This is a genomic window from Terriglobales bacterium, assembly GCA_035567895.1.
GTDB lineage: Bacteria > Acidobacteriota > Terriglobia > Terriglobales > Acidobacteriaceae > Gp1-AA112.
Window position 1 is genome coordinate 31,113 of record DATMPC010000035.1, and the last position, 22,492, is coordinate 53,604.

Sequence of the window (22,492 nt, forward strand, 5' to 3'; positions counted from 1 at the left end):
TTCACCGGCACCTACCGGCGGTCCGCTTTGGATCGCCGGTACTCGTTTGCTCACTAAAGTTTCAGTCGTGCCGAGGACACGCCAGCTTCTGGCTCGTCGAACCTGAATCCGACCTTCTCGAACACCTTACGCATCTCGGAGTTCTCGAAGAGGAGAACCCCGTGGATACTCGACAGCCCTTCCTGCCGGGCGATCTCAATCGTTTGCTGCATCAAATACGTTCCCAGTCCCTTACGTTGGAAACTGTCGGCGACGACGAATGCGACTTCGGCGCTGTTGCCGGTATGCTCACGGATCATCCGGGCAATTCCAGCAATCACAGTCTTGCCGTCTTTGCCAGTGTGCTCCGCGGCCAGAGCGATTTCGCGGTCGTAGTCGATGAAAACTTTCGTTATCAGTCGCTCGTGCGAAGTACGGAAACTGAGCTCCAGAGGTGAGAAGAAACGGTAATACACGCTACGCTCTGAAAGATGACGGTGAAATGCCACCATCATCGGCTCATCGTCAGGACGAATGGGTCGCACAGTGAACTGCAATCCGTCTTTATTCCTGAAGGTGGAAATGTAGTGTGTGGGATACGGACGTATAGCCGGGCGTGGCAAATCAGCGTCTGTAACCGGGTTTGGATGGAGGATCACGCGCGCGTCCAAGGCAACCAGTTGGTGTGGGCCTGCGAGCAGAGGATTGATTTCGATGTCCGCGATCCGCGGATTCTCAATTACGAGTTCGCTGAAGCGGACCAGCAGTTCCTCGAGTTGGGCAAGATCCACGGACTTGCGTCCGCGCACGCCTTTGAGCGCCTGGAAGATTTGAGTATTTTCCATCACTCTGCGCGCCAAGGTGGTGGTGAGCGGAGGCAAGGCGTGAGCGCGGTCGTGCAGCACTTCCACTAACTGTCCGCCCAGGCCAAAAACGAGCACAGGGCCAAACTGCGGATCAATGGAACTTCCGAGGATCAGTTCGTATCCAGATGTGGACACCATCGGTTGAATCGTCACGCCATCAAATGCGCCACTGGGTTCGAATGCAGCTCTGATCTGCTCAAATGCCTTTTTCACCGCGTCGGCACTTTCCAAATTCAAGTGCACGCCGCCCTTGTCGGATTTGTGGGTAACGGTGTGCGAATGCAACTTGAGGACAACGGGATACCCGAGTTCTTCCGCGACGGCGGTGGCTTCCTGAACGGTCGTCGCCACTCTCGTAGAGGTTGCAGGAATCTCGTAAGCTTGCAGGATTTGCTTCGACTCGTGCTCGGTGAGAATTGTTCGACTCTGCTGCCGGGCTGCTGAGATGATCTGGCTCACGCGTCGTGGACCATCAACCGGCAAAGTTCCTGCGAAAGCGGGGGTTTCGTATAACGCTTGCAGGTTTGAGGTGTAGCGCCACATGTAAGCAAAAGCGCGAGCCGCCGCGTCGGGATAGTCGAAGGTGGGAATCTTTGCAGCGTTCATCAAATCGCAGGCTGTCTGCATGATGTTGCCTCCCATCCAGCTCGCGAGCAGTGGTTTGGTCACGCCTTCTGCCACTTTGCACAGCAGACGCGACGACTGATCTGGGTCGGTCATTCCCTGTGGCGCGAGGATCGACAGCACAGCATCACAGCCGGGGTCGTTGGAAACAACCTCTACTGCCCTTGCATAATCCTCCGGACTGCAGTCCCCCAGCGTATCCACCGGGTTGCCGTGGCTCCATGATGGCGGCAGGAATTTATCGAGCATACTCATCGTCTCCGGAGTGATTTCAGCGAGTTGTGCGCAATTCGAGAGCAGGGCATCGGCGGCGAGGACCCCGGCTCCGCCGGCATTCGTGACAATCGCGAGCCTCGGACCTTTAGGCCGCGATTGTTTGCTCAACACCTCGGCCATCCCAAACAGTTCCGCAATGGTAGAAACGCGCAAGACCCCCGCGCGACGAAAGGCAGCTTCGAAGACCTCATCTGTACCGGTAATGGCACCGGTGTGGGAGGCCGCTGCCTTACGAGCTGCTTCGGTGCGGCCCGGCTTAATAATGATGATGGGCTTCTCGAGCGCCACTTCGCGGGCCGCGGAGAGAAAGCTGCGCGCGTTTCCGATCGACTCCATGTAGACCAGAATGCTCGAGGTGTGCGGATCATCGCCGAAGTGATAGATCAGGTCGCCCCAGTCAACGTCGATCATCGAACCAACGGAAACAAAGCCGCTGAATCCAACATTCTCACGCCGGCTCCAGTCGAGAATAGCAGTGCAAAGCGCACCACTTTGACTCAGAAACGCAAGGTTGCCGGGCAGCGCGCCCGACTGCGCGAAGGTCGCGTTCAATCCAGTCCGTGGATTCATCACCCCCAGGCAATTCGGCCCGATCACTCGGAGCTTTCCGCTCGCGAGGATCTGCTTCATCCGCATTTCCAGCTCGCGACCATGCTCGCCGTGCTCGGCGAATCCGGCGGAGATCACGATCGCGCCGCGCACGCCGGCGACGACGCACTGCTCCAGAACGTCGGGAACAGTGTCCGCAGGTGTGGCAATCACTGCGAGGTCGACTCTCTCCCCAATGGCAGCAATATCGCGATAACCGCGAATCCCGAGCACATTGTTACGTTTCGGATTTACCGGGAAGATGGTTGCTCCAAATGGCTGGTCGAGCAAGTTGCGCAGCAGAGTGCGACCAACGCTGCCCGGCTTCTCTGACGCGCCGATCACAGCAACGGTTTTGGGATGGAAGATCGCGTTCAGCGAAGGCCGCGATGCGAGCACCAACTGCGGAGTGGAGGAAGCACCGGGACCCACCATGTCGAGTAGTGTAGGCATTTTTCGTTGACTAGAGGGTAGCTTCTGAGAAAAGAGGGGGCCGTGACCGAGATCACGGCCTAGGTGGTGCATCGCGGAAAACGGTTAATAGCGGTTACGAACTCTTGAGCATGTCGCGCACGGTAAGCACTGGACACGGCGCACCACTCACCACGCTATATGTCACGCCGGTTCGGAAGTAGGTGCTGAAGACTTTGTCCTGAGGCAGGCCCAGCACGATGAGATCCGAATTGTCAGTCTCGGCAAAGTTCAAAATCTCCTGAGCCGGATCGCCTTCGACAACAACAAATTGAGGATCACACCACAGCCTTGCATCGGAGGGCGCCAGACGACGCAGCTCGCCTTTGCAATACTCCGATACCCTGCGCTGGTCGGGAATGTGGGAGTGTTTGTCGATCACGTGCAGGAATGTAAGGTGCGCGCAGCGCTCGTGTGCCAATGACAGAGCGTAGGTGATCGCGTACTCGCTTTGCGGTGTGAGGTCAGTGGCAAAGAGGATGCGATCAACATAGTCCGGCTGCCGCTCCGCCATGGAAACATGCGGTCCGACCGTGAGTACAGGGCAAATGGCGCTGCGCAGAATCAGTTCGGCGGTCGAGCCCAGCAGCATGCGCTGCAGGCCGCGCCAGCCGTGCGTGCCAACTACGATCAAGTCGATGCCGTGCATCACGGTCCATCGCTCGATTGCGTATTCGATTAAGCCCTCGCTCAGCAGAACCTCGGATTTGACATGGAGTGGAGCAACCAACTTGGTCAGTTGTTCGCGCATGCCTTCGCGGCTTGCATCGAAGTACTCCATTAATGCAGGTCCTTCCAAATGCGGTGGCGCTGCCGGAGTCTGCACATGCGCGGCGTAGAACGTTGCGTCGTGGTGCTTGGCTAGAACCGCGGCATACTCCATTGCGGTTTGGGATGCTTGGCTGAAGTCGGTAAGAAACAGAATGTTTTTGAATGCGATTTTGGTGGAACTCTCAAGAACGTGCATCTGACTTCTCCTCTCTTCTCCCTTTTGGGCGATCTTGCTCCCCAACCGGGGCTGCGTCTGTGACCTCTGTCACATTTGGCAGTGTGCATTGTCATGTCCCGCTTTTCTAAGTGGAACTACCTTCATACATGACAGCAGGAGGTAGATATGGACTCCGCGGAAGTGCTGGAGGAGAGAAGGTCGTGTGTGGAATGTCCCGCACGTCGTGGCTTCTGCAACTTGCCCGACTACGTCTTATCTGATTTGGGAATGTCGAAGCGCGAGATTTATCGCGACAGCGGAGAAATCCTGTACCGTCAGGGCGAGCGGTGCGCAGGTTTATTCGTTCTTTGTCGGGGCAGGGTCAAGCTGTCAAAGATGTCCAACCAGGGGAAGACGGCGATTCTGCAAATCTGCGGCTCTGGTGATCTGCTGGGAGCGAGCGAAGTGCTTGCCAACTGTGCTTATGCCGCGACAGCCCAGGTTCAGGAAGAATCCGTGCTCGCTTATGTACCACGGGACACATTCCTGCAGATGATGGCCCGGCACTCCATTGTCGGCCTCCGAACTTCCGAGCATCTGGGTGCTGAGTGCCTTCGCGCTTTCCGTGATCTCGGCTTCCTCCGAATACCGTCTTCAGCGCTTCAGAAACTCAGTCGGCTGCTGCTTCGCTGGTGCAGCCTAAATGAAGGCGAAGGTGTTCAGGAAATTCCGATGATCTACACGCACGCGGAACTTGCACAGCTCATCGGGACCTCACGAGAGACGGTCACTCGGCTCTTGAACCGGTTAGACGGCGATGCAGTCATAAGCGTACGAGGAGGGGTCGGTCGCGTCCTCGACATTAACAAGCTAAGGGTTCTGGCGTCTGCGGCGTGAGCGTAGGCCGAAGTCAAAAAATTTGGAAGTACGTGCAAAGAAAAGCGCTAATATGTGACCGCTGTCACACGCCAACATGTGCTGTTCGGCTATGGTAGTCGAGTAATTTGTACCGCTGTGGGGCCCCGAGCTCTTGACTTCAAGAACCAAAAAAGGAGCACGGAATGCGCTACTCGCCGACCCGTTGCGCCCTAATTCTGATTTCTTCCAGAGCGCTCCCCTCGCTCGCAGTTGTTGTTTTTCTTAGTACTCTTCCGCTTGTTGTCTGGGGAAGTGCCCGGGTTCAGGAGCCAGCGAAGCCTGATTCGCAGTCCCCACCGAGTGCTGACTACGTTGGCTCGGATATGTGCATCGCGTGCCATTCCGATCAGGGACAGCACTTCCAAAAAACAGTGATGGGCCGTGCTTTCGCCCATCCGCGAACAGACCTGGAGAAGCTTGGCTGCGAAGCTTGCCATGGACCAGGCAAGGCGCATGTGGAGGCCGGAGGCGGTAAGGACACGATAGCAATCCGCTTCACTAAAGACTCCAAGAACACGGTTGAAGAAAAGAACAATGCCTGCCTTTCCTGCCACGCAAAAGGCAATCGCATGTTTTGGGACGGAAGTCCGCATGAATCGCGAAACATCGCATGTGTCGATTGCCACGTTGGGCATGAACCGCAGTCCAAAAAGCTTTCGTCGGATGCGCGCTTTAATGCTCCACTCAGCGACGTCGAGACCAGAAAGCAACAGCCGGAGCTCTGCCTCACCTGTCACCTGATGCGCCGCGGGCAACTGCAGCGCTCGTCACACATGCCATATCGGGAAGGGAAAGTAACCTGCACAAGCTGCCATAATCCGCACGGCTCGCCCAACCCACACCAGCTCCTGCAGGCCACCACCAACGAGAACTGCTATAGCTGTCATGCTGAGCGCCGCGGCCCATTCCTTTGGGAGCATCCGCCGGTTATGGAAAACTGCGCAAATTGCCACGAGCCGCACGGGACCAACAATCCTCAGCTGTTGAAGGTACGCATGCCGCGCGTGTGCGATTCGTGCCATGTTACGAGCCGCCACCCAACCACGCCGACGCTACTCAACTCAGTTCGCGACTTCAATCGCGGATGCTCGAATTGCCATTCGCGCCTCCACGGCTCAAATCATCCGTCGGGCAACTTCTTCCTGCGCTGAGGGAGAGAGGGACAGCATGACGCAAAGACCCGTTCTGATAGTTGGAATTGTGATGATGTTCACGCTGCAGATCTCAGCCCAGCAGACGGCAGGGAGCGCCGTGCAAAACGCCGGTGCTGGAGTCCAGGGCACTGCGGCACAGGCGGGGAGCAATACGGGGCAAACCACCAACCCCGCGAAACCAAATGCAGCCAGCGAACCGGCTGCGGAAGTTGAGTCCCCGGTTTCCGGGCACAACATGGTGGAGTTTGGAGTTCGCAACTACTGGGGCAATGTGTACGGCCGGCCCGATTTGCCGTTCAATCCGAACCTGCGGACGTCGAAGCTGAATGAGTACAGCGATATCCGTAACAACTTCATCGTTCGCCGCGCCCGCGTCAATTTTGAGGATGTCCTGGGCACGCATTACTACGTTAACTACCAAACGCAAAGCACCCTGTATCGCAACCAGAGCCACCTGGCGACCTTTGGCGAATGGAACTTGTTCAAGCTGCAGTTCCGCTACGACGAGATCCCGCACATTTATTCCAACACCACTCGAATTCTGTACACGCAAACCGGTCCCGGCGTTTACACCATCCCGCTGATCGTCCGACAGAGTTTGCAAATTGCTTCCTCGACCGGGACTGCTGCCCAGATCAACAATAGCCTGCCGAGCTTCGTGGCAACTCAGGTCATACCGAGCGAGCAGTTTTTCGTGCCACAAAGCTTGCGACGCGCCGGGACAGCAGCATTTACATACAACCTCACTCCAAAGTTGAACTTTTTCACCTCGTTCTGGCGCGAGCACCAAAGCGGGTCACGACCCATTGGAACAATCCTCAATAGCAGCCCTTCTGCAGGCGGGAGCAGTTCACCGGGGAGTGTTCCAAATCGGCAAAGTCCGGGAGTGGCGGCGGAACTGCCCGAGCCGATCGATTATTTCAGCAACACGGTGCGCGGAATGGCGGAGTACACAAGCAAAACCTGGGGAGCGCAGCTTGGTTACGTAGGCTCATTTCTTCAGAGCAACGTAAAATCGATGCTCTTTGATTCGCCATTCGCGACTGCCGACCTTGCGGTCCAGATCATTCCGCCTGGAGGCGGCTGTGTCGTAACAGCGCCCGCGCAGAACTGTTCGATTGGAGCAGTACCGGCGCACGGGCAGATGGCGCTTTATCCGGACAACCAGGCACACTACCTGCACTTTGCGACTGCGTTCGACGTAGGCAAGTACATTCACGTCATGGGGCTGGTCATGCCAGGCTGGTTGCGTCAGAATGACGCATTCCTGCCGTACACAGCGAATACTGCGATCACCGGCCTGCCCGCGCTTCCTGCCTCCAGCTTGAACGGTCAGAAGCAGACACTCGCGATGAACTGGACGGCAATTGCCAAGCTGACCAAACGCCTGCAGCTGGAAGCAAAGTATCGTCACTACGACTACAACAACGACACTGGAGTGCTCACGCTGACACCAATCCAAGGAGATACGATCGGAGCGAACGCCGCCGCTACGGCACAAGCCGCACCCACGCCAACGGATACAAACGGGCGCAGCAATCCCGGATATAACCGGAAGACGCTCGAATTCAGCGGCGATTATTTCTTTACGCAACGCAGCGCTGTAAGGGCCGGCTGGATCGGGGAATGGCTCGACCGCTCGCATCGCGATGCGGGGCACTCCTTTGAGAAGTCGTTTTTCGGAACCGTTGACTACACCCCGGTACGCTCGCTTCTCATCCGTATTTCGGGACGCCATGCCGACCGCAAGCCTGATGAATATCAGGACGACACAGCCAGCGATCCTAATACGGGCGTGGAAATCTCCTGCACTTCAACTAGCACTGTGTTCACTCAAACGCAGCGCTGCGCTCGCCGCTTCGATGAAGCGGCGAGAATCCAGGATCGCGGTGACGTGCTCGCGCAATACGATGTCGGGAATTTCAGTCTTGCCGGCAGCTTCACGACAATGCAGAATGACTACAATCGTCGCAGCGGCGTCAACAGTCCCACTGCACTCAACTTCGTTTCGGGAACAACGAACCCCTACTACCTCTACGGTCTCTTAAAAGATCTCGCGTGGACCTACAGCTTCGATGGCAGTTACGCGCTTAATCCTAACGTCTCAATGTTTGCCGAATACACACGCGACCACTACCACACACGCATGATCTCGCGAAGCCGCACTCCAACAAGCGGCACGCAGACCATCCTCACCTGCTCCGGCTGCGATTCGGCCAACAATGACTGGGAAAGCATCACGCGCGATATCAACGACACATACGCCGCGGGCCTCGACCTCTATTTCCGAAAGCGCATCTGGTTCTCGCCGTACTACTCACTGGCCGCGGGCAAGAACAATGTATTTTCACGGGCGCTAGGCGATCCGACGATCACGACCGGACCAAACAAGTTCGTGTTGACTGGGGCCAGCGCGGCGGAGGATTACCCAGAGGTGACGACGCGAATTCACGAGGCCGTGGCAGTCGTGAAATTCAAACTTAGCGACAAGCTGTTCCCGAAACTCGAGTACAGGTATCAGCAGTTCGACAACCGCGATTACCAAACCACACCCATGACCCCGTATATGGGTTGCGTCGGCGCGGGGACTATCGTGGTTAGCTCTCCCTGCGTCAATCTGGGTGCCACGACTGCGGGGAAGGTTCCGAGCCCCTTTTATCCAGGCTTCGTAGTAGGCGACACGGCGGCTGCTCGCTATGTGTTTCTCGGTGCCGATCAGCCGTCGTATCATGCCCACATCATTACGGCTACGCTTGAATATCACTTCTGAAGGTAAGGGAAAAGCTCCAGACTGGATAACGCAGAGCAGGTTAGGAGTGCCAGATATGTAGGCAACTAACAGTTATGAGACCGGAACTATCTCGCAGCAATGTTAGTCTCAATATAGTATGGCGAATCCAAGAAGGGGAATAAGGATGACGATCAATCGGCTTTTTGTTTTGGCAATAGCCCTTAGCTTACTCACTCTCAGTGCTTCCGCAGCGAACCCGACTGCTGCTGACCTCTACAAAACCAAATGCCAAGCCTGCCATGGAGCAGATGGTAAAGCGACTGCTGTCGGCAAGAAACTCGGAGCCAGAGACTTTCAGGATCCAGACGTCGCGAAAATGTCCGAGGAAGAGCTGGCAAAGATTACAACCGACGGCAAGAACAAGATGCCGTCCTACAAAGGCAAGCTCACAGACGACCAGATCAAAGCTCTAGCGAAATACATAAAAGAGATGAAGTAGCGCGGAGGTCTCAGTGCCGATTTGGATCACTTATGCGGTACTGATCATGACGGTCGTCGTGATCGGGATCGTCGTCCTTGTTCCTGCTGTGACGATTAGCCGTGGCGGCAAAATACTCGCATTCCTCGCTCTTTTTGTTTTTCCCTTGCTCGCCGTCGCGCTTGGCTACCAGCACCACATGGATCGCGCCACGCAAACCAGCTTCTGTCTCTCTTGCCATGTGATGGAACCCTACGGGCGCAGCTTGCACGTGGATGATCCTAGCTGGTTGCCGGCCGCCCACTACCAGAATCATCGCGTGCCGCATGACGAGGCTTGCTACACCTGCCACACCGATTACGTAATGTACGGAACGATCAAGTCGAAGTGGCGCGGACTGCATCACGTCTACGTGCAGTACTTCGGCAATCCCAAGCCACCGCTGCATCTCTACGTTGCATACAACAATCGCGAGTGCCTGCACTGCCATCTCGGCGCACGCAGCTTCGAGCAGGGAACAACTCATACCGCCGATCCTGAAATCATGGCGGACATCAAGTCGAACAAGATGTCGTGTCTGACATCCGGGTGTCACGATCAGGTGCACAACACGACCAAGCTCAACGAAGTGAAGTATTGGGAGGGACCGCAGGCACAATGAACTTCGCTCTCGATCAAAGGCTACGAATCGCCGGTGTCCTCATCGTTATCGGGCTGGTCATCGAGGGTTGGACGCTGCGCTGGAACAGTCCAATCGGATTCCTGGTATTCCTGGGACTGGGTGGGCTCTTCATCGCCTGCGGCGTCCTTGTCTATTTGTTGACCCTTGTCGCGATTCCCGAAGCACCAGATTCGGTAGCACCGAAGTCGTCTGCCGTCTCCTGATCAAACGCAGATTTTGCGGATTCACGCGGATATGTTGAGGCTTGAAAGCCACAAAAAATCTGCGTTGATCCCTCAATTTTGTGTATATCTGCGTGAACTTTTGATTTTTGTTCTGAGTTCACTTTACTGATGACCTGATTGCCGGATCCCCCGCACTATCGCCCGCGGGAGCACCCGCATCCCATAAACGTGAGTATGAGTCGTCTCGAGTTAAGAGTACAAATGGTCTGCTTGCCGTTGCTGATGGTATTCCTTGCTCCCTTCCTGATTGCGCAGCAGCGGACGGAAGCGGACTTCACGATCCGCAACTTCCAGTTTCATAGTGGGGAGACGCTGCCTGAGGTGAAGATCCACTACGTCACACTGGGAGTTCCACAACGGGACGCAAGTGGACATGTGACGAACGCCCTCCTCCTGCTGCATGGAACCGGCGGAGCACTGAATAGTTTTCTTTCGCAGCGCTACTCGGTACTCTTTCAACGGGGGGAGCCGCTGGATTCGTCGCGATACTACATCATCATTCCGGACAGCATCGGGCACGGGCGTTCGTCGAAACCCAGCGACGGACTGCGCACGCGCTTTCCTCGTTACGACTACGGCGATATGGTTGAAGCGCAGTATCGGCTGGTGACTGTGGGCCTGCGCGTCGATCGACTGAAGCTGGTCAGCGGCACTTCCATGGGCGGCATGCATGCGTGGATGTGGGTCGAAGAGCATCCGGAGATGGTGGACAACCTGTTCCCACTGGTCTGTATGCCAACGGCGATCGCTGGTGCGAATCGCCTGTGGCGCGATCTGGCCATTTACCTGATCACCAGCGATTCTGAGTACCAAAGTGGGAATTACGAATCGGAACACGGGATAAACCAGGCGATCGGCATGTTCGAGCTGTTGATGGATGCTGCTTCGCTGGTGCAACCGAACGCTTCTGACCGCAATGTGGCGGATACGCTCTACAAGATATGGATGGGAGAGGCCAGCAGCAAACGCGATGCTACCGATCTCGTGTACGCGCTGGATGCCTCGCGAAACTATAACCCGGAACCGAATTTGGAGAGGATTCGGGCACGCGTGATCGCCGTAAACGCCGAGGACGACTTCATCAGTAGCAGCGATCAGGCAACGATGGAAGCTCTGATGAAACGCGTTAAACGCGGACGCTTCGTGTTGCTGCCCGAAGCCGCCGGCACGCACGGCCACAGCAGCGGCGGCGATCCGTCACTATGGAAGCAGTACCTGGCGGAGCTGATGCGATGAGGCAGCGCCCGCTTCTAACCCCACCCTCGCGAACATCGCGCGAGACCGGCTCTCGAGCAACTCGACTTTGTTGCTGGGGTGGGGAGATGGGGCAGCCGACATTGTGCGAGTCCCATAATAGAACATGGGTAAGAGAGTATTGGCCACCCGCCTGAGTTGCTGCAAGGAATCCAATCTTCGTCCGTAGCCCTCGGAACATCAACTAATGTTCTAAACCACGGTTGTAGGACTAGTGTTCGCGAGCTGGCTCCAACGGAGTGGCGGGAAGGGGCTGGCGCAAAACTAGCGCGGCCATGCGATCACTGTTTTGGTAGAGCAGAAACATGATCTGCACCAGCAGGGCTGCGGCAACCACGAAAAAACTCCACACATAGACCGGCTTTATGGAAGGCCAAGCACGTGTCACAGGTTTGAATTCCGAAAAAGCTATTCCTGCGGCGATCAAAAAGACAAGGCTTGCCGACATGGTTCCTAAGCTGGGAATCTCAGCAAAACGACTTAACAAGTAGGCGCGAAGTTTAATCGCGAATCCGGCCAAAACGGAAAGCAACATGGCATCGACTAGCATTAACGCGCCAGCCACTACCGTCAGCTTGTCCTTCACGATCCATCCTGCCTCCTGAAACATGGGAAGCCCTTGGACGATCAAGCGGACAATCACCAGGCCAGCGACACCAATCGCTAGAGTTGTGGCTGCTCGGGCAAGTTGCCCGTTCGATTTCGAGGCTGCTGTGGTCATTACAATTTCACCGATCCATGCGGCTGACAGCTAGAACCTATCAGCTCGCTTCATCAGCTTGCCCAGATTGACTTCCATGCTGAAGGCTACGGTGTCGAGCGCGAAATGCACGCTGTGCGTGTATCCGATCTGGAAGTCGAAGATTTTGCCGGGAGAGAACTCCACCCAGGCGGAGCCGCCGTTGTCGCGTGTGAGCGATGCGTCGCCGCTGGTTACAGCCGCGAGTTCGAACGCTCGCCCATACTTACCGGCGCCGGCCGTAGTCGTTGACTTCTTCGCGACCAGTTTGCTGTACATCTTCTGCTGTCCGGAGGGAAGCACGTCGTAGAGGCTGCCGCCTATGCTGAAGTTGCCGCCGAGGTCGATCTTGCTGCCGCCGGTGAACTGGCTGACGAATCCCAGGGTCGTGAATGGACGATGGAAAAACTTTGTGTCGGTGAGGCCGTTCGACAGGCCGAGTTCGAGGAACGGAGTTAGACGATCAAAGCCGTGTTCGACGTGATTGTTCCATCCGTAGTTTGGACGGCCGGTGCTTACGCCTTTCGTCGTGCTGCCGGTGGGGGCCGCCACGGTGAGCGTGGAGTTGTAATTCGCGACGTCGCCGGTGGTCTTGAACTTCGCGTCCATGTAGACGTTACCCAGGCTGTTTAACGAACTGGACGTGCCCTTGGTTGTAGTTGTGCCTGTGGTGGTGGTTGGCGTTGACGACGAGACGAACGACAAGGGCACGCCCATGTCGACGCCCCAGTGTTCGTTGAAGTTGTAGCCGACGTTCGAGCCCAGATCGAGCACTCGCTCCTGGGAGTTGGCGCTGCCTTCGAAGCTGGCCGTTGAAGTCCAGCCGATGTCGTCCGCGTCCTTCTTATTGGACGGCGCGTTCTGCGCAAATACTGCTGTGGCTAAAAATGCGAGCAAAGAAAGTGCTGCGACTCTACGAATCATGAGGGACACACTCCGGGTAACTGATTTACTGCAAAGCAAACGTGAAGAGTATTAGGGACGATAGTCGTGGGCGTCGAGGGTACTAGAGATGGTGGCCGCTGGGGCGGACTGCAAGGCCCAAGACTATGGGGACGATGTACTAAGGTACTTAAACTAGCTGCCCCAAATGGTGTTTCATGGTCCAAAGCAAGCCCGATGTTAAACAGGAAGGATCTGATGAAAGCAACCAGAACGTTGACCGTGTGTTTGTTATCACTCGGTCTCGCGATTTCTGCCTTCGGCAGCGGGACGAGCGGAAAGGCTCCGAAGCAAGCCAAATTTGCCCACAAGCAGGCCAAGAAAGCGGACAAGCAGGAAGATAAGTCAGAGAAGGCCGCGTTCAAGCAGCAGCTTAAGAACGAACACGCCGCTTGCAAAGCGAACCCTCACAGCGCCGCCTGCCACGATTTGAAACAGCGCCAGAAGATGGAGGAGCGCGATTTCAAGGCAGAGGAAAAGGCCGAAAAGCGAGCAGACAAGAAATAGCCGGACGGGTTGCCCACGCTTTGTATTGTTGTGTGCCGGGTACCCCGTCTTTTGATCCAGCACTTTCTGATTTTGGTTCTGCTGAGGAACTGGAAGCGATGAAATGCAGATTGCCGCCACCGTGAATGCGTCGCACCCTCTGGGCAGGTTGCTACCAGCGCGAGTCTCTTTAGTTTGAGTCGAGGCACAAGAAATGTCGGTTGGAACTGCCCCCGCGCGAGGTTACGAAGGTCATTCAGCGCCGCGCCCCCCTGCTTTACTTCCCGTAATGGCACCGCAAAGGGCGAAGACAGATCGAGGCTGCGGGACCCGGCACCCACAGTTTGGAATCCCCAAACAAGGGAAATAACACAGACTGAGGATAAGTGCGCCACCAGTCCAAAGGGTGAGCCCGCCCAGACCGTTAATCGCTTTGGATCACTGCAACTTTAAATTGCAGGAAAAACCGAATGCGTTTGATACTCTCGCTGCCTGGGTCGCCTATGTGAGTCAGAAACCGTCACCCGGAGACGTCAGGCTGCACTAGATCGTTGGCCGCATTCCGTCGCCTGAAAGCAAAGGGGGCTGCGGGACTGGCCGCCAATTCACAGAAAGCTGGAGGAAACCGTGCTCAGGAAAGGATTTCCTGCGTTCAAAATCGCGCACCTGCCTGTCATTCTGTTCACGCTTTCACCTGCGGTACTAGCTCAACAGCCTGCACTGTCCTGGGATGCGGTTGAGCAGGCAACAGGAAAAAGCATCGTCGTAGTGCGCAACGACAACCATTCCCACACCGGGAAACTGGAGCAGGTCTCAGGCGATTCGCTCACACTCGCCGATCACGAGCGCAAGATTGTCATCCCGCGCGGGGACATCAGGCAGGTCCACTGGCGAACGGGCCGCTCGCGCAAAAGAGGAGCCCTGTGGGGTTTGGCCATCGGCGCCGGGAGCGGAGCCATTGTTGGCGCCGCAGGCACGCAACCCTGTGATGCCTGCATCATTAGCATCAGCCGTGGGGAAGGCGCAGCAGTCGGAGCAACAGCAGGCGCTGCCGTGGGCACCATCGTCGGCGTGCTGGTCGGCGGCGGACGCAAGCAGGTCTTGCTGTACGACAGCAGCGCCTCTATCGCAAGTCACTAGCACTCCGAAAAAAGCTGGGCCACGCGCCGCGCAGAGTGCGCCACCCACATTTTGAGAATTGCAGGCAGAAAAACAGAAGGGCGGGCCACCCAGCCCAACTGTGCTAGGCTGCCGTGCTGTGCGTCCTGCGCTTGTTATCGATGTTTTCCGCCGCGACCTGGCTTATACGATCCGAAGTCTACGCAAGAGTCCCGCGTTTGCGCTGACCGCGATTGTCACACTCGCACTCGGCATCGGCGCGAACACTGCGATTTTCACGATCGTGCGTTCGGTACTGCTGCGTCCGCTCGCCTACCGTGAGCCCGCGCGCCTGGTTCTAATCACTCCCGGCGCCACTACGATGCGGTTGGAAGAGCTCAAAAAATCGGCGCGCTCCTACACCGATTTCGGCGACTATCTTAAGGACAATGCCGACGTGGCGCTCACCGGTGCGTTCACTCCCGAGGTAATCAAGCAAAACCGCGTCTCGGCGAATTTTCTGTCAATACTCGGTGTTGAGCCGCTGATCGGACGCAGCTTCACGCCCGAGGAAGATTCGCCAGGCGGTCCGCCGGTTGTGATTATTAGCTCCAACTTGTGGCAGCGGCGATTCGGGGGCGACCCTCAGATTGTCGGCCGCACGATCGACGTTGCCGGCTTCGCGCATACCGTGGTCGGCATCATGCCCGCCGATTTCAAGTTTCCGTTTCCCGAGGCGGACGTCTGGTTCCCGCAACCGGCGAAGGATATAAACCAGTTCAGTCCCTTGCTGGCTGTTTTTGGACGGCTCGCTCCCGGCGTGACGCTCGCGCAAGCCAGCGCGGAGCTTCAGGTCATCAACGCGCAGTATGCCGCAGCGCATCCTGGCATGATGGACACCAAGCCGAACAAACCTGCTCGGGTAGCGCCGCTGAAAGACTCGCTGGTCGCGAACGTGCGCGGCATACTCTGGATGCTGTTCGGCGCCGTCACCTTGGTGCTGCTGATTGCATGTGCGAATGTTGCGGGATTGCTTCTCGCGCGCGCCACCTCTCGCTCCCGCGAGTTCGCCATCCGTGCCGCGCTGGGGGCATCGCGCGGCCGTGTAATCGCACAAGTGCTGATCGAGAGTACGACCTTATCTTTTCTGGCCGCGGTCATCGGCACGGCTTTAGCGCAGTGGATGCTTCATACGATTACGTTGGCCAGCCGGACGCGCTCCGAATTGCCGCGGATTGGCGAGGTTCGTCTTGATCCCTTGGTTCTTGCCTTCGCGCTCGTGCTATCGATTGCGACTGGACTGGTCTTCGGACTCCTGCCATCGTTCACCGTTTCGCGCCCGGATCTGGTTGCGTCGCTCAAATCGCACGGCGAATCCGGCGCGAGTTCGCACAGGTTCCGCTGGTTCAACACGCGAAGTGCGCTGGTCGCGGGACAAGTTGCCCTGTCGATCGTGCTGCTCAGCGGGACAGCATTGCTGATTCGCAGTCTGGTGCGGCTCAGCCACGTGGATCCGGGCTTCGACTCTTCGCATCTTCTTACGTTTCGCGTTTCGCTCTCGCCTGCGCACTACCCCAAGACGGAATCGCTGGTTGCGTTTTACGACGAAGTACTTCGCCATATCGATACAGTTCCTGGAGTGAAACATTCGACGATCTCGCTTACGCTGCCGATGATGGGGTTTCCGATGATGCCGGTACAGCCAGCCGACGCTCCCCTGCGCAAGCTCAACGAGCGCCAACTGGGCATGATCCAGTTCATCATGCCGGATTACTTCCGCACGCTCGGCATTCCGCAGCGCAGCGGGCGCGAATTCAATGAGCGCGACAAGACCGATGCGCCCCCGGTGACGATCATCAACGAAGCCCTGGCGCGCAGGCTTTGGCCGGATTACCCGCAGTTCAATCCCATCGGTCGACGCATTCTGATGGGTGTCCGGACAACTCAATATGAGGTCGTCGGCGTAGTTGGCGACATCCGACAGGGTCTCGATACCGATCTGACGCCGGGCATGTACTGGTCGGCTTATCAGGTTGTCTCACCGACGATGATGTTTGCCATTCGCACCGAAGGCGATCCGCTTCGCCATGCCGAAGCGATGCGTCGTGCGGTTCTCGCCGTCGATCCTGCGCAGCCGATCTCCGCCATCCACTCCATTACCGAGCTCGCCGAGCAGGAAGAAGGACAGCGCCGGCTGGTGTTGCTGGTTCTCGGCGCATTCGCAATCGCTGCCGTGCTGCTGACGATGATTGGAATTTACGGCACGATTACATATTGGGTGGTGCAGCGTACGGGCGAATTGGGCATCCGCCGCGCGCTGGGAGCACCGAGCGGGAACATTCTTTGGCTGGTTGTGGGCCGCGGTCTTGCATTGACGGCTGCCGGCCTGGTGATCGGCATCGCAGCCGCGATTGGACTCACGCGCCTGATGCAGTCGTTGCTGTTTCAGGTGAGTCCGACCGACCTCCCAACACTCGGCGCTGTGGCGGTAATCACCGCCGCGCTCAGCCTCGTCGCGAGCTACCTGCCTGCTCGACGCGCACTCCGCGTAGATCCGATGGAGGCGTTGCGCGCGGAGTAGCATCCCGAGCGTGTCGAAGAGCCTGCCCTCCGTTCTAGCTTGAGCGCCATGCGCGAAACCCTGAGACTTTCGAAGGGGAAGTCGAATGGGATCCTGTGTTTTGTTTACGGCTGTTGGGCTGTTTGGCTGCTGCCCTGTTCCCTATCCCCTGTAACCTGTCCCCTACCTTACCTGATTGCTGATGGCTGAGGCATTAGAGTGCCGCGCAGGTTGCGGCACGGCATGAGAGTAGCCCAGGGTGGAGCGAGTCCGGTCCGCCGCGGCGGACCGGACCGCGGAACCCTGGGTAAACGGATACAGATTTTCATTCCTTGCTGCCGCAGGCCGAAGCGGAGACCGAAGGTCGTAGCGACAAAGACAAATGCATTTTTTCTAAGCGCTTCCCCTTCGACTTTGCTCAGGGTGCGGCGCGGGCATTCGGCAGAGCGGAATGGGATTTTCTCCATAGCTAACCCAGGGTTCCCAAATTGCGGTCACCCTGGGCTACTCTCACACGTGCCGCATCCGCCCCGGCGGACGGCACTCGAAAATCCACTGCCCCCGGCCTTCCCAAACAGAGGAGCCTAATTGTTAGAAACGATGAATGAGCCGCGCGTACCGGCCAGCTCCGCTCCGGTTCCTCCGAGAAGCTTCAGAGTGAGAGCTCCACCTGTGAAGACCATTTCCTCGAGGGCCGAATCGACGGACGATGACCGAAGCCGTCCATCGCCTGCCGTTTCGAAATGAAACTGAGCTGAGCGCCTCATCAATTCCTTGATAAAGGCAGCGCTTGTTCCCTTGGTCTTGCTCACCGTGGCCGAAATCACGTCGCCATCAATCTCCAGACCACGGGAGTAGAGCCGGATGAGCTTGGCGCGACCATCTTCATCAGGTAGCGGAAATTCGATCGCCTGGTCGATTCTTCCTGGTCGGGCGGTCAGTGCAGACTCGAGATTGTCTGGCCGGTTCGTTGTCAGAATAAAGATGACTTCCGCGTCTTCCCTCAACCCATCCATCTCATTGAGCAGTTTGTTCAGGAGCGCCTCCTGAAATGGAGTTCCAATGTGGTCGCGAGAACGCGCAATGAGATCAACATCTTCGATGATCATGATCGAGGGCTGCAGGAACCGAGCTAACCGAAAATATTCGCCGATCCAGGCCACTTGCTCAGCAGTGACGAGCAAAGTTGTGTGGCCCGGAAGCTCCGAAGCGAGATAGTGAATGGTGTGCGTCTTTCCTGTGCCTGGCGGTCCGTAGAACAGAAGCCCTTTCTTGGCGGAGAAGTCGCGCTCCTTTATCCGGTCGCGAATGCTGACAAATTTGTGAATGTTTCGCTCGAGGAGAGCCAGCGTCTTCTGCGGAAGGATTACCTGGTCTTTTGCGACTTTGTGCAGACGATGGACTTTCACCGTCCCTCCAAAACCCGCAAAGTGCTGTTCCTGTTCGAGCGAGATTACGCGCCCACGATACGCCCGGCCGGCGCTCACTCCGATCTCAACCTGTCGAAAGAACACCTGCGAAAACTCAGAAGCTGTTTCACCAGCAGGTACGGCGATTTCAACCAGCACACCCGCCGGACAGCCGCGTTGTATCGATGGCCCCATCAGCACCGCATACGGCATGTTGCCTTCGGTGGCAAGCCAAAGGCCGTTCTTAAGGCACCGAACGGGATCCGCCTCACCGATATCGATTTCGTCATGTTGCAATGGACCAATCTCAGTCGGTATCGGAGACGGACTGAGCAGCTGGGCCAGCCCTGTGATCTCATGTCCCATAATGGAATGGATTCCGAGTAGTTGATACCCCGATTTTCCGGCAAAGAAGTCATTCAGCGTACTCTGGATGTCCACTCGCGAGGCTGTTGGAAAAGTCCTTGCAGCCGTCACAATCTGCTGCACCGGCGTGCCTCGGAAGTGCTTCGCGAGCCTGCGCCGGAGCGCCGATCTGCCAGTGAGAGCCCGGAACGTGTAACCGAACATGAATGCTCCTTTCAGGAGAATGCCCTTTAGGGCACAGTGACAAGTTCAACAGCGTAGCAGCGTCCTGGTGCGCAAGCCAGCGGGTCGCGTGTCCTTTCCCGTTTGGTGTTTGGCTGGTTGGCCAATTGGAGTGTCCATTACGGGGCTGTGGGTGCCCCAGCAATGGCCCTACGTTCTATAATGGGAAAGGGAGCCCCACCCGTGCCAGTCTGTTTTGGGGAACCATTTCTCCGTTTGCTCGATCTTCACAGTCACGTCCTCCAGGCCCAGCGGCAAGGGCATGTTCCTTCGGATGTGCGAGTGGATTGCCAAAGGCGAAATTCTCAGCGAACCGATGCTTTGATTGAGCTTGTAATCGAAGCGAAATCCATCCTGCGAATCGCCGCTCTGATTGAGGACTTCTGCACCGTTACTGGCAAGCTGTTGCAGGGCATCGTCCCGCAACGCATTCAGCAGGGGCATCCAGCTTTCTCGTCGTAGGACGACATCGAACTCAAATCCCGCGTTATGAGGGACAAAATCGCGTCCTGCCGAACTGCCAAAACTCCGTGAGTGAGAAGAGCCCCAGTTTTCGCGGAAACGGTCGATTACGTGTTCCGGTGTGTAGCTCTTAAGAAACGCGCTTTCCGTTTCGGGAGTAGGGTAGTAAAGACTAAAGTGGCAAGCAACCGAGCCAACCATGCAAGCAAGGAGGACCGGAACGAAGAGCGCAATCGCTAACCGATGAGATTTCATAGCCTATTCTGGAAAGCGCCTAATCATAGCTCACAAAGTGCCCGCACAGCTCGCGCCTCGGGCATTCCCGTTTTCGCAACTCTGCGAACACCGCGCAGGTGGGGTCCGAGCAGGCGAGCCGCCCGCCCGGATTCATGCCGATTCGGTCTCTCAGTCACATGAAGTTGATCGATACATCCGCGATCTGCGCCTTTTTTTCATTGATGTTGGCAGTCGTGCATCCCTGAACTGTAATCTGGAGATGAGCGTTATCGACCCACTTTACTGAAAAATCAGAACTGGGACACGAAGCAGCGAGGAAGATTATCTCCGGGTTCGGACCCGTTGCCGGTCGTTGGATGTATGGCTTTTCACCACGGACCATGCTTAGAGTGGTCTTCTTTCCCACTGGCTTAGGAGCCCCCAGCCATCGTTGTTGCCTGAGGGTGTGATCCGCAACAACCGCTGCATGCGTTAGGTCGGGTGAGTAGATGAATCGTTTGTTTATGCGTCCGGAGTAAGGATTGCCTCTCGAACATGCGGATCCAGTGATCGCTAGCACCGCAGCGAAGAGCAAAGCTCTGCGATCCATTCCATACTCCCGAGAACGATCGAATCTTACAATGGGAACATCAGTGCTGCAGCTTACCACGCAGCCCCGCCAGGTACTTTAAGTGAATATCCACACATATGCGCCCCATTGTGGGTTTCGGGAAAGAGGGACAGCCTGAGAGCCTGTCGGAGAGAACGATTCCCGAACCAGGAATCAATAACTTACAGACATCCGATTGTTTGTAAGTTGTTGATTCTTCGTTCGAGAAAATCTATCTCCGACAGGCTCTCAGGCTGTCCCGTTTCTTCCCTACAAGCTATTCCCAACACATCGGTAGGCATTTTTGGTCAATCGGGAAAATGAGAGAATCAATTTTTTCACAGCTTCCAGACGGAACATATTCCTATTTGCGGAACTGAGTCGAGGCACCCACCGGCTACCGCCGGCGGTTCTCCGTCAGATTGGCGAATGGACGTGACAGGAAAGCAGCAATAAGCGATAAGCGATAAGCGATAAGCAATTAGCAATTAGTTCGGAAAGCTTGGTGACCAACTCTCGATGAGTGCTGAGCATTTCCCGCAAACGGACAAAAGCGCACAACGAACAGGCTCATCTCGACGGCACGATCGGAATTTAGGACGCTGGACGGTGGCGCACCCGCCCTTACGGAAAGCGCGATTCATGGCCGGCTACACACTGCCAGCGTCCGTCGCGATAGACGAAGATATCGGTGAACCGCGACTTCACCGTGGGCTGCGTGCCGCCGCTTGTGACAGCCCTACCGCGGACATAAGCGAAATCGCCATATACATGCGCGTGCATTTCCGACAATTCGGAGTGCCGGTCAGTGTAGCCGGCGGCGCTTGCCAGCATCTGCGAGCGATCGATCAGTTCACCGGTAGCTCCGGCTTCTTCGAAGTCGGGCGCAAGAATGCACTCCAACGCAGCCACATCGTGTTGTTCTGGGATTCGCGCCCATCTCTCCTCGATCTGAATCAGCGTGGTTTCGTCCTTGCGTTCACCCGTCGGGCAAGCCGCTCCATGCGCCAATGAGCACGATAGCAACAACCAGAAAGCAGTTTTCATGGAAGCACCCCCGCTGTGGGATAGATCACGCCAACTCTGTCACCGATTCCTTTGACGCCCGTAACGGTTAAATGTCTGGAAATGCCAAGGGACAGCCGGGCGAGACCAAATGGGGTGAACCGGCGGGGACACACGGGACGTATTCCTATTTGCGGAACCCTATCGAGAATATGTTCCCAGCAGCAATCAGTATTCAGCTGGAAAAGCAGCGATAGGCAATAAGCGATAAGCAATAAGCGAAGGCAGACACAAGGGAAAGTCTACCGCCGACGCTTTGGGGCGAGGCGCTTGGCGGTCAGCTTGCTCGCCGATGGGGCGCCTTGCTTCCCCGCCTTGGTCTTCAAGCGCGATTGTTCGTACATCTCGATCCACTTCTCGCTCGAAATCGCCGAGATCAGCTTGCCAATCGCTTCGAGCGGCAAATCGTCCGGCGACTCGAAATGAACGCAACACTTCCCCATGTCGAGCTTCTTCTCCGCCGCCTTGAACGCCGCCCTCAGCTGCTCGAGCTGACTCGAACTCCAAAACGCGCCCATCAGGTAGAGCGAGCAGTAGTTCTTCTGCGACGAGAGCGCGACGTAGCAGATCGGCTGCTTGTTGTAAGTGTCGGGATATCGAGACAGGGGGATCGTCCAGCCGATCGTGCCCCAGACGAGGCACTCATCGTAGCCGCGCGGGATGTGCTTGTTCACGAGTGCGCGCACCGTCGCAATCGTCTTCGCACGACCGGCGGGGAGTGAGGCGATGTATTGTGCTGGGGTCTTGACGTTCGATGGTGGTTTCATGGATTCGTCGTTTTCCCGAACGAAGTGTATCACCGAACGTTTGAAAACCAGCCAGCGGCAGGGCTGGGAGTACGCGCTCGTGGAAATCGCGCAGCGATTTCCACGGCGCAATGGGCGCGTTCTCGGTCCACTCGATCGAGGAACATCGATACCTTCCCCCGCCCGATTTTACTCGGCGCTTCGCCTGCATTCGCACATGACGATCGTGGTCCAGCATCTTCGGTGACACATGCCCGGGCGATGGCCATGACCGTTCGTTCACTCGCCTGACTCTGAGCGCCCTGGAACGTACGTTCTGGATGGGGGCATTCCGGCACGTCAAAATCGCTCTTTTTGAGTGTCTTGACATTGTCTGGCATTTGGATTATATTCCAGGG

General features: G+C 56.8%; 20 protein-coding genes. 10 read left to right on the plus strand and 10 right to left on the minus strand.

What is annotated here, in order from left to right; all coding sequences use genetic code 11:
* Positions 1–53: 53 nt before the first annotated feature.
* The gene (locus tag VNX88_08515; GenBank protein HWY68693.1) at positions 54–2,786 is read right to left on the minus strand and encodes a bifunctional acetate--CoA ligase family protein/GNAT family N-acetyltransferase; all 2,733 of its coding nucleotides are present in this window, start codon (positions 2,784–2,786) and stop codon (positions 54–56) included.
* A gap of 94 nt (positions 2,787–2,880) precedes the next feature.
* Complete coding sequence (locus VNX88_08520) at positions 2,881–3,771, minus strand: universal stress protein (GenBank protein ID HWY68694.1); 891 nt, start codon at positions 3,769–3,771, stop codon at positions 2,881–2,883.
* Positions 3,772–3,918: 147 nt separating this feature from the next.
* Here VNX88_08520 and VNX88_08525 point away from each other — a divergent pair, with 147 nt between their 5' ends.
* The 7 genes from VNX88_08525 to VNX88_08555 all read left to right on the plus strand — a co-directional run bounded on the left by VNX88_08525 (position 3,919) and on the right by VNX88_08555 (position 11,155).
* On the plus strand, positions 3,919–4,629 hold the full coding sequence (locus VNX88_08525) for a Crp/Fnr family transcriptional regulator (GenBank protein HWY68695.1): 711 nt from the start codon (positions 3,919–3,921) through the stop codon (positions 4,627–4,629).
* 164 nt (positions 4,630–4,793) lie between these two features.
* On the plus strand, positions 4,794–5,801 hold the full coding sequence (locus VNX88_08530; GenBank protein HWY68696.1) for a DmsE family decaheme c-type cytochrome: 1,008 nt from the start codon (positions 4,794–4,796) through the stop codon (positions 5,799–5,801).
* Between the two features lie 16 nt (positions 5,802–5,817).
* A complete protein-coding gene (locus VNX88_08535) occupies positions 5,818–8,574 on the plus strand; it encodes an MtrB/PioB family outer membrane beta-barrel protein (GenBank protein ID HWY68697.1) in 2,757 nt (918 codons plus the stop codon).
* A 145-nt stretch (positions 8,575–8,719) separates the two neighbouring features.
* Entirely contained in the window at positions 8,720–9,034 is a 315-nt protein-coding gene (locus VNX88_08540; GenBank protein ID HWY68698.1) for a cytochrome c, read from the plus strand.
* Between the two features lie 13 nt (positions 9,035–9,047).
* Entirely contained in the window at positions 9,048–9,674 is a 627-nt protein-coding gene (locus VNX88_08545) for a hypothetical protein (GenBank protein ID HWY68699.1), read from the plus strand.
* Entirely contained in the window at positions 9,671–9,898 is a 228-nt protein-coding gene (locus VNX88_08550) for a hypothetical protein (GenBank protein HWY68700.1), read from the plus strand. The genes VNX88_08545 and VNX88_08550 overlap by 4 nt, the downstream gene beginning before the upstream one ends.
* A gap of 222 nt (positions 9,899–10,120) precedes the next feature.
* On the plus strand, positions 10,121–11,155 hold the full coding sequence (locus VNX88_08555) for an alpha/beta fold hydrolase (protein HWY68701.1): 1,035 nt from the start codon (positions 10,121–10,123) through the stop codon (positions 11,153–11,155).
* Positions 11,156–11,384: 229 nt separating this feature from the next.
* Here the strand turns inward: VNX88_08555 and VNX88_08560 are convergent, their stop codons facing one another.
* The gene (locus tag VNX88_08560; protein HWY68702.1) at positions 11,385–11,894 is read right to left on the minus strand and encodes a hypothetical protein; all 510 of its coding nucleotides are present in this window, start codon (positions 11,892–11,894) and stop codon (positions 11,385–11,387) included.
* 30 nt (positions 11,895–11,924) lie between these two features.
* Positions 11,925–12,836: a hypothetical protein gene (locus VNX88_08565; GenBank protein ID HWY68703.1), complete on the minus strand. Its 912-nt coding sequence runs from the start codon at positions 12,834–12,836 to the stop codon at positions 11,925–11,927.
* Between the two features lie 216 nt (positions 12,837–13,052).
* Here VNX88_08565 and VNX88_08570 point away from each other — a divergent pair, with 216 nt between their 5' ends.
* From VNX88_08570 to VNX88_08580, 3 genes are all read left to right on the plus strand, one after another.
* Positions 13,053–13,361 carry a hypothetical protein gene (locus tag VNX88_08570; GenBank protein ID HWY68704.1) on the plus strand — a complete coding sequence of 103 codons (309 nt, stop codon included), beginning with the start codon at positions 13,053–13,055 and terminating at the stop codon, positions 13,359–13,361.
* A 606-nt stretch (positions 13,362–13,967) separates the two neighbouring features.
* Positions 13,968–14,480 (plus strand): hypothetical protein, encoded by a 513-nt coding sequence (locus tag VNX88_08575; GenBank protein ID HWY68705.1) that lies wholly within the window; start codon positions 13,968–13,970, stop codon positions 14,478–14,480.
* Positions 14,481–14,598: 118 nt separating this feature from the next.
* Positions 14,599–17,019 (plus strand): ABC transporter permease, encoded by a 2,421-nt coding sequence (locus VNX88_08580; protein ID HWY68706.1) that lies wholly within the window; start codon positions 14,599–14,601, stop codon positions 17,017–17,019.
* Between the two features lie 563 nt (positions 17,020–17,582).
* Here VNX88_08580 and VNX88_08585 read toward each other — a convergent pair.
* The 6 genes from VNX88_08585 to VNX88_08610 all read right to left on the minus strand — a co-directional run.
* Positions 17,583–18,977 (minus strand): ATP-binding protein, encoded by a 1,395-nt coding sequence (locus tag VNX88_08585; protein HWY68707.1) that lies wholly within the window; start codon positions 18,975–18,977, stop codon positions 17,583–17,585.
* Positions 18,978–19,145: 168 nt separating this feature from the next.
* Positions 19,146–19,712 (minus strand): hypothetical protein, encoded by a 567-nt coding sequence (locus tag VNX88_08590; GenBank protein HWY68708.1) that lies wholly within the window; start codon positions 19,710–19,712, stop codon positions 19,146–19,148.
* Between the two features lie 154 nt (positions 19,713–19,866).
* Positions 19,867–20,283, minus strand: coding sequence for a hypothetical protein (locus VNX88_08595; GenBank protein ID HWY68709.1), 417 nt, complete (start codon positions 20,281–20,283; stop codon positions 19,867–19,869).
* Between the two features lie 624 nt (positions 20,284–20,907).
* A complete protein-coding gene (locus tag VNX88_08600) occupies positions 20,908–21,330 on the minus strand; it encodes a nuclear transport factor 2 family protein (GenBank protein ID HWY68710.1) in 423 nt (140 codons plus the stop codon).
* Positions 21,331–21,590: 260 nt separating this feature from the next.
* A complete protein-coding gene (locus VNX88_08605) occupies positions 21,591–22,115 on the minus strand; it encodes a DUF1801 domain-containing protein (GenBank protein HWY68711.1) in 525 nt (174 codons plus the stop codon).
* A 29-nt stretch (positions 22,116–22,144) separates the two neighbouring features.
* A partial coding sequence (locus tag VNX88_08610) for a hypothetical protein (GenBank protein HWY68712.1) occupies positions 22,145–22,492 on the minus strand: 348 nt, incomplete at its 5' end.

Excerpts from the sequence above, each read along its gene's own strand:
- VNX88_08515 (HWY68693.1), bottom strand. The coding sequence starts at position 2,786 with ATGCCTACACTACTCGACATGGTGGGTCCCGGTGCTTCCTCCACTCCG.
- VNX88_08520 (HWY68694.1), bottom strand. The coding sequence starts at position 3,771 with ATGCACGTTCTTGAGAGTTCCACCAAAATCGCATTCAAAAACATTCTG.
- VNX88_08525 (HWY68695.1), top strand. The coding sequence starts at position 3,919 with ATGGACTCCGCGGAAGTGCTGGAGGAGAGAAGGTCGTGTGTGGAATGT.
- VNX88_08530 (HWY68696.1), top strand. The coding sequence starts at position 4,794 with ATGCGCTACTCGCCGACCCGTTGCGCCCTAATTCTGATTTCTTCCAGA.
- VNX88_08535 (HWY68697.1), top strand. The coding sequence starts at position 5,818 with ATGACGCAAAGACCCGTTCTGATAGTTGGAATTGTGATGATGTTCACG.
- VNX88_08540 (HWY68698.1), top strand. The coding sequence starts at position 8,720 with ATGACGATCAATCGGCTTTTTGTTTTGGCAATAGCCCTTAGCTTACTC.
- VNX88_08550 (HWY68700.1), top strand. The coding sequence starts at position 9,671 with ATGAACTTCGCTCTCGATCAAAGGCTACGAATCGCCGGTGTCCTCATC.
- VNX88_08555 (HWY68701.1), top strand. The coding sequence starts at position 10,121 with ATGGTCTGCTTGCCGTTGCTGATGGTATTCCTTGCTCCCTTCCTGATT.
- VNX88_08560 (HWY68702.1), bottom strand. The coding sequence starts at position 11,894 with ATGACCACAGCAGCCTCGAAATCGAACGGGCAACTTGCCCGAGCAGCC.
- VNX88_08565 (HWY68703.1), bottom strand. The coding sequence starts at position 12,836 with ATGATTCGTAGAGTCGCAGCACTTTCTTTGCTCGCATTTTTAGCCACA.
- VNX88_08570 (HWY68704.1), top strand. The coding sequence starts at position 13,053 with ATGAAAGCAACCAGAACGTTGACCGTGTGTTTGTTATCACTCGGTCTC.
- VNX88_08585 (HWY68707.1), bottom strand. The coding sequence starts at position 18,977 with ATGTTCGGTTACACGTTCCGGGCTCTCACTGGCAGATCGGCGCTCCGG.
- VNX88_08590 (HWY68708.1), bottom strand. The coding sequence starts at position 19,712 with ATGAAATCTCATCGGTTAGCGATTGCGCTCTTCGTTCCGGTCCTCCTT.
- VNX88_08595 (HWY68709.1), bottom strand. The coding sequence starts at position 20,283 with ATGGATCGCAGAGCTTTGCTCTTCGCTGCGGTGCTAGCGATCACTGGA.
- VNX88_08600 (HWY68710.1), bottom strand. The coding sequence starts at position 21,330 with ATGAAAACTGCTTTCTGGTTGTTGCTATCGTGCTCATTGGCGCATGGA.
- VNX88_08605 (HWY68711.1), bottom strand. The coding sequence starts at position 22,115 with ATGAAACCACCATCGAACGTCAAGACCCCAGCACAATACATCGCCTCA.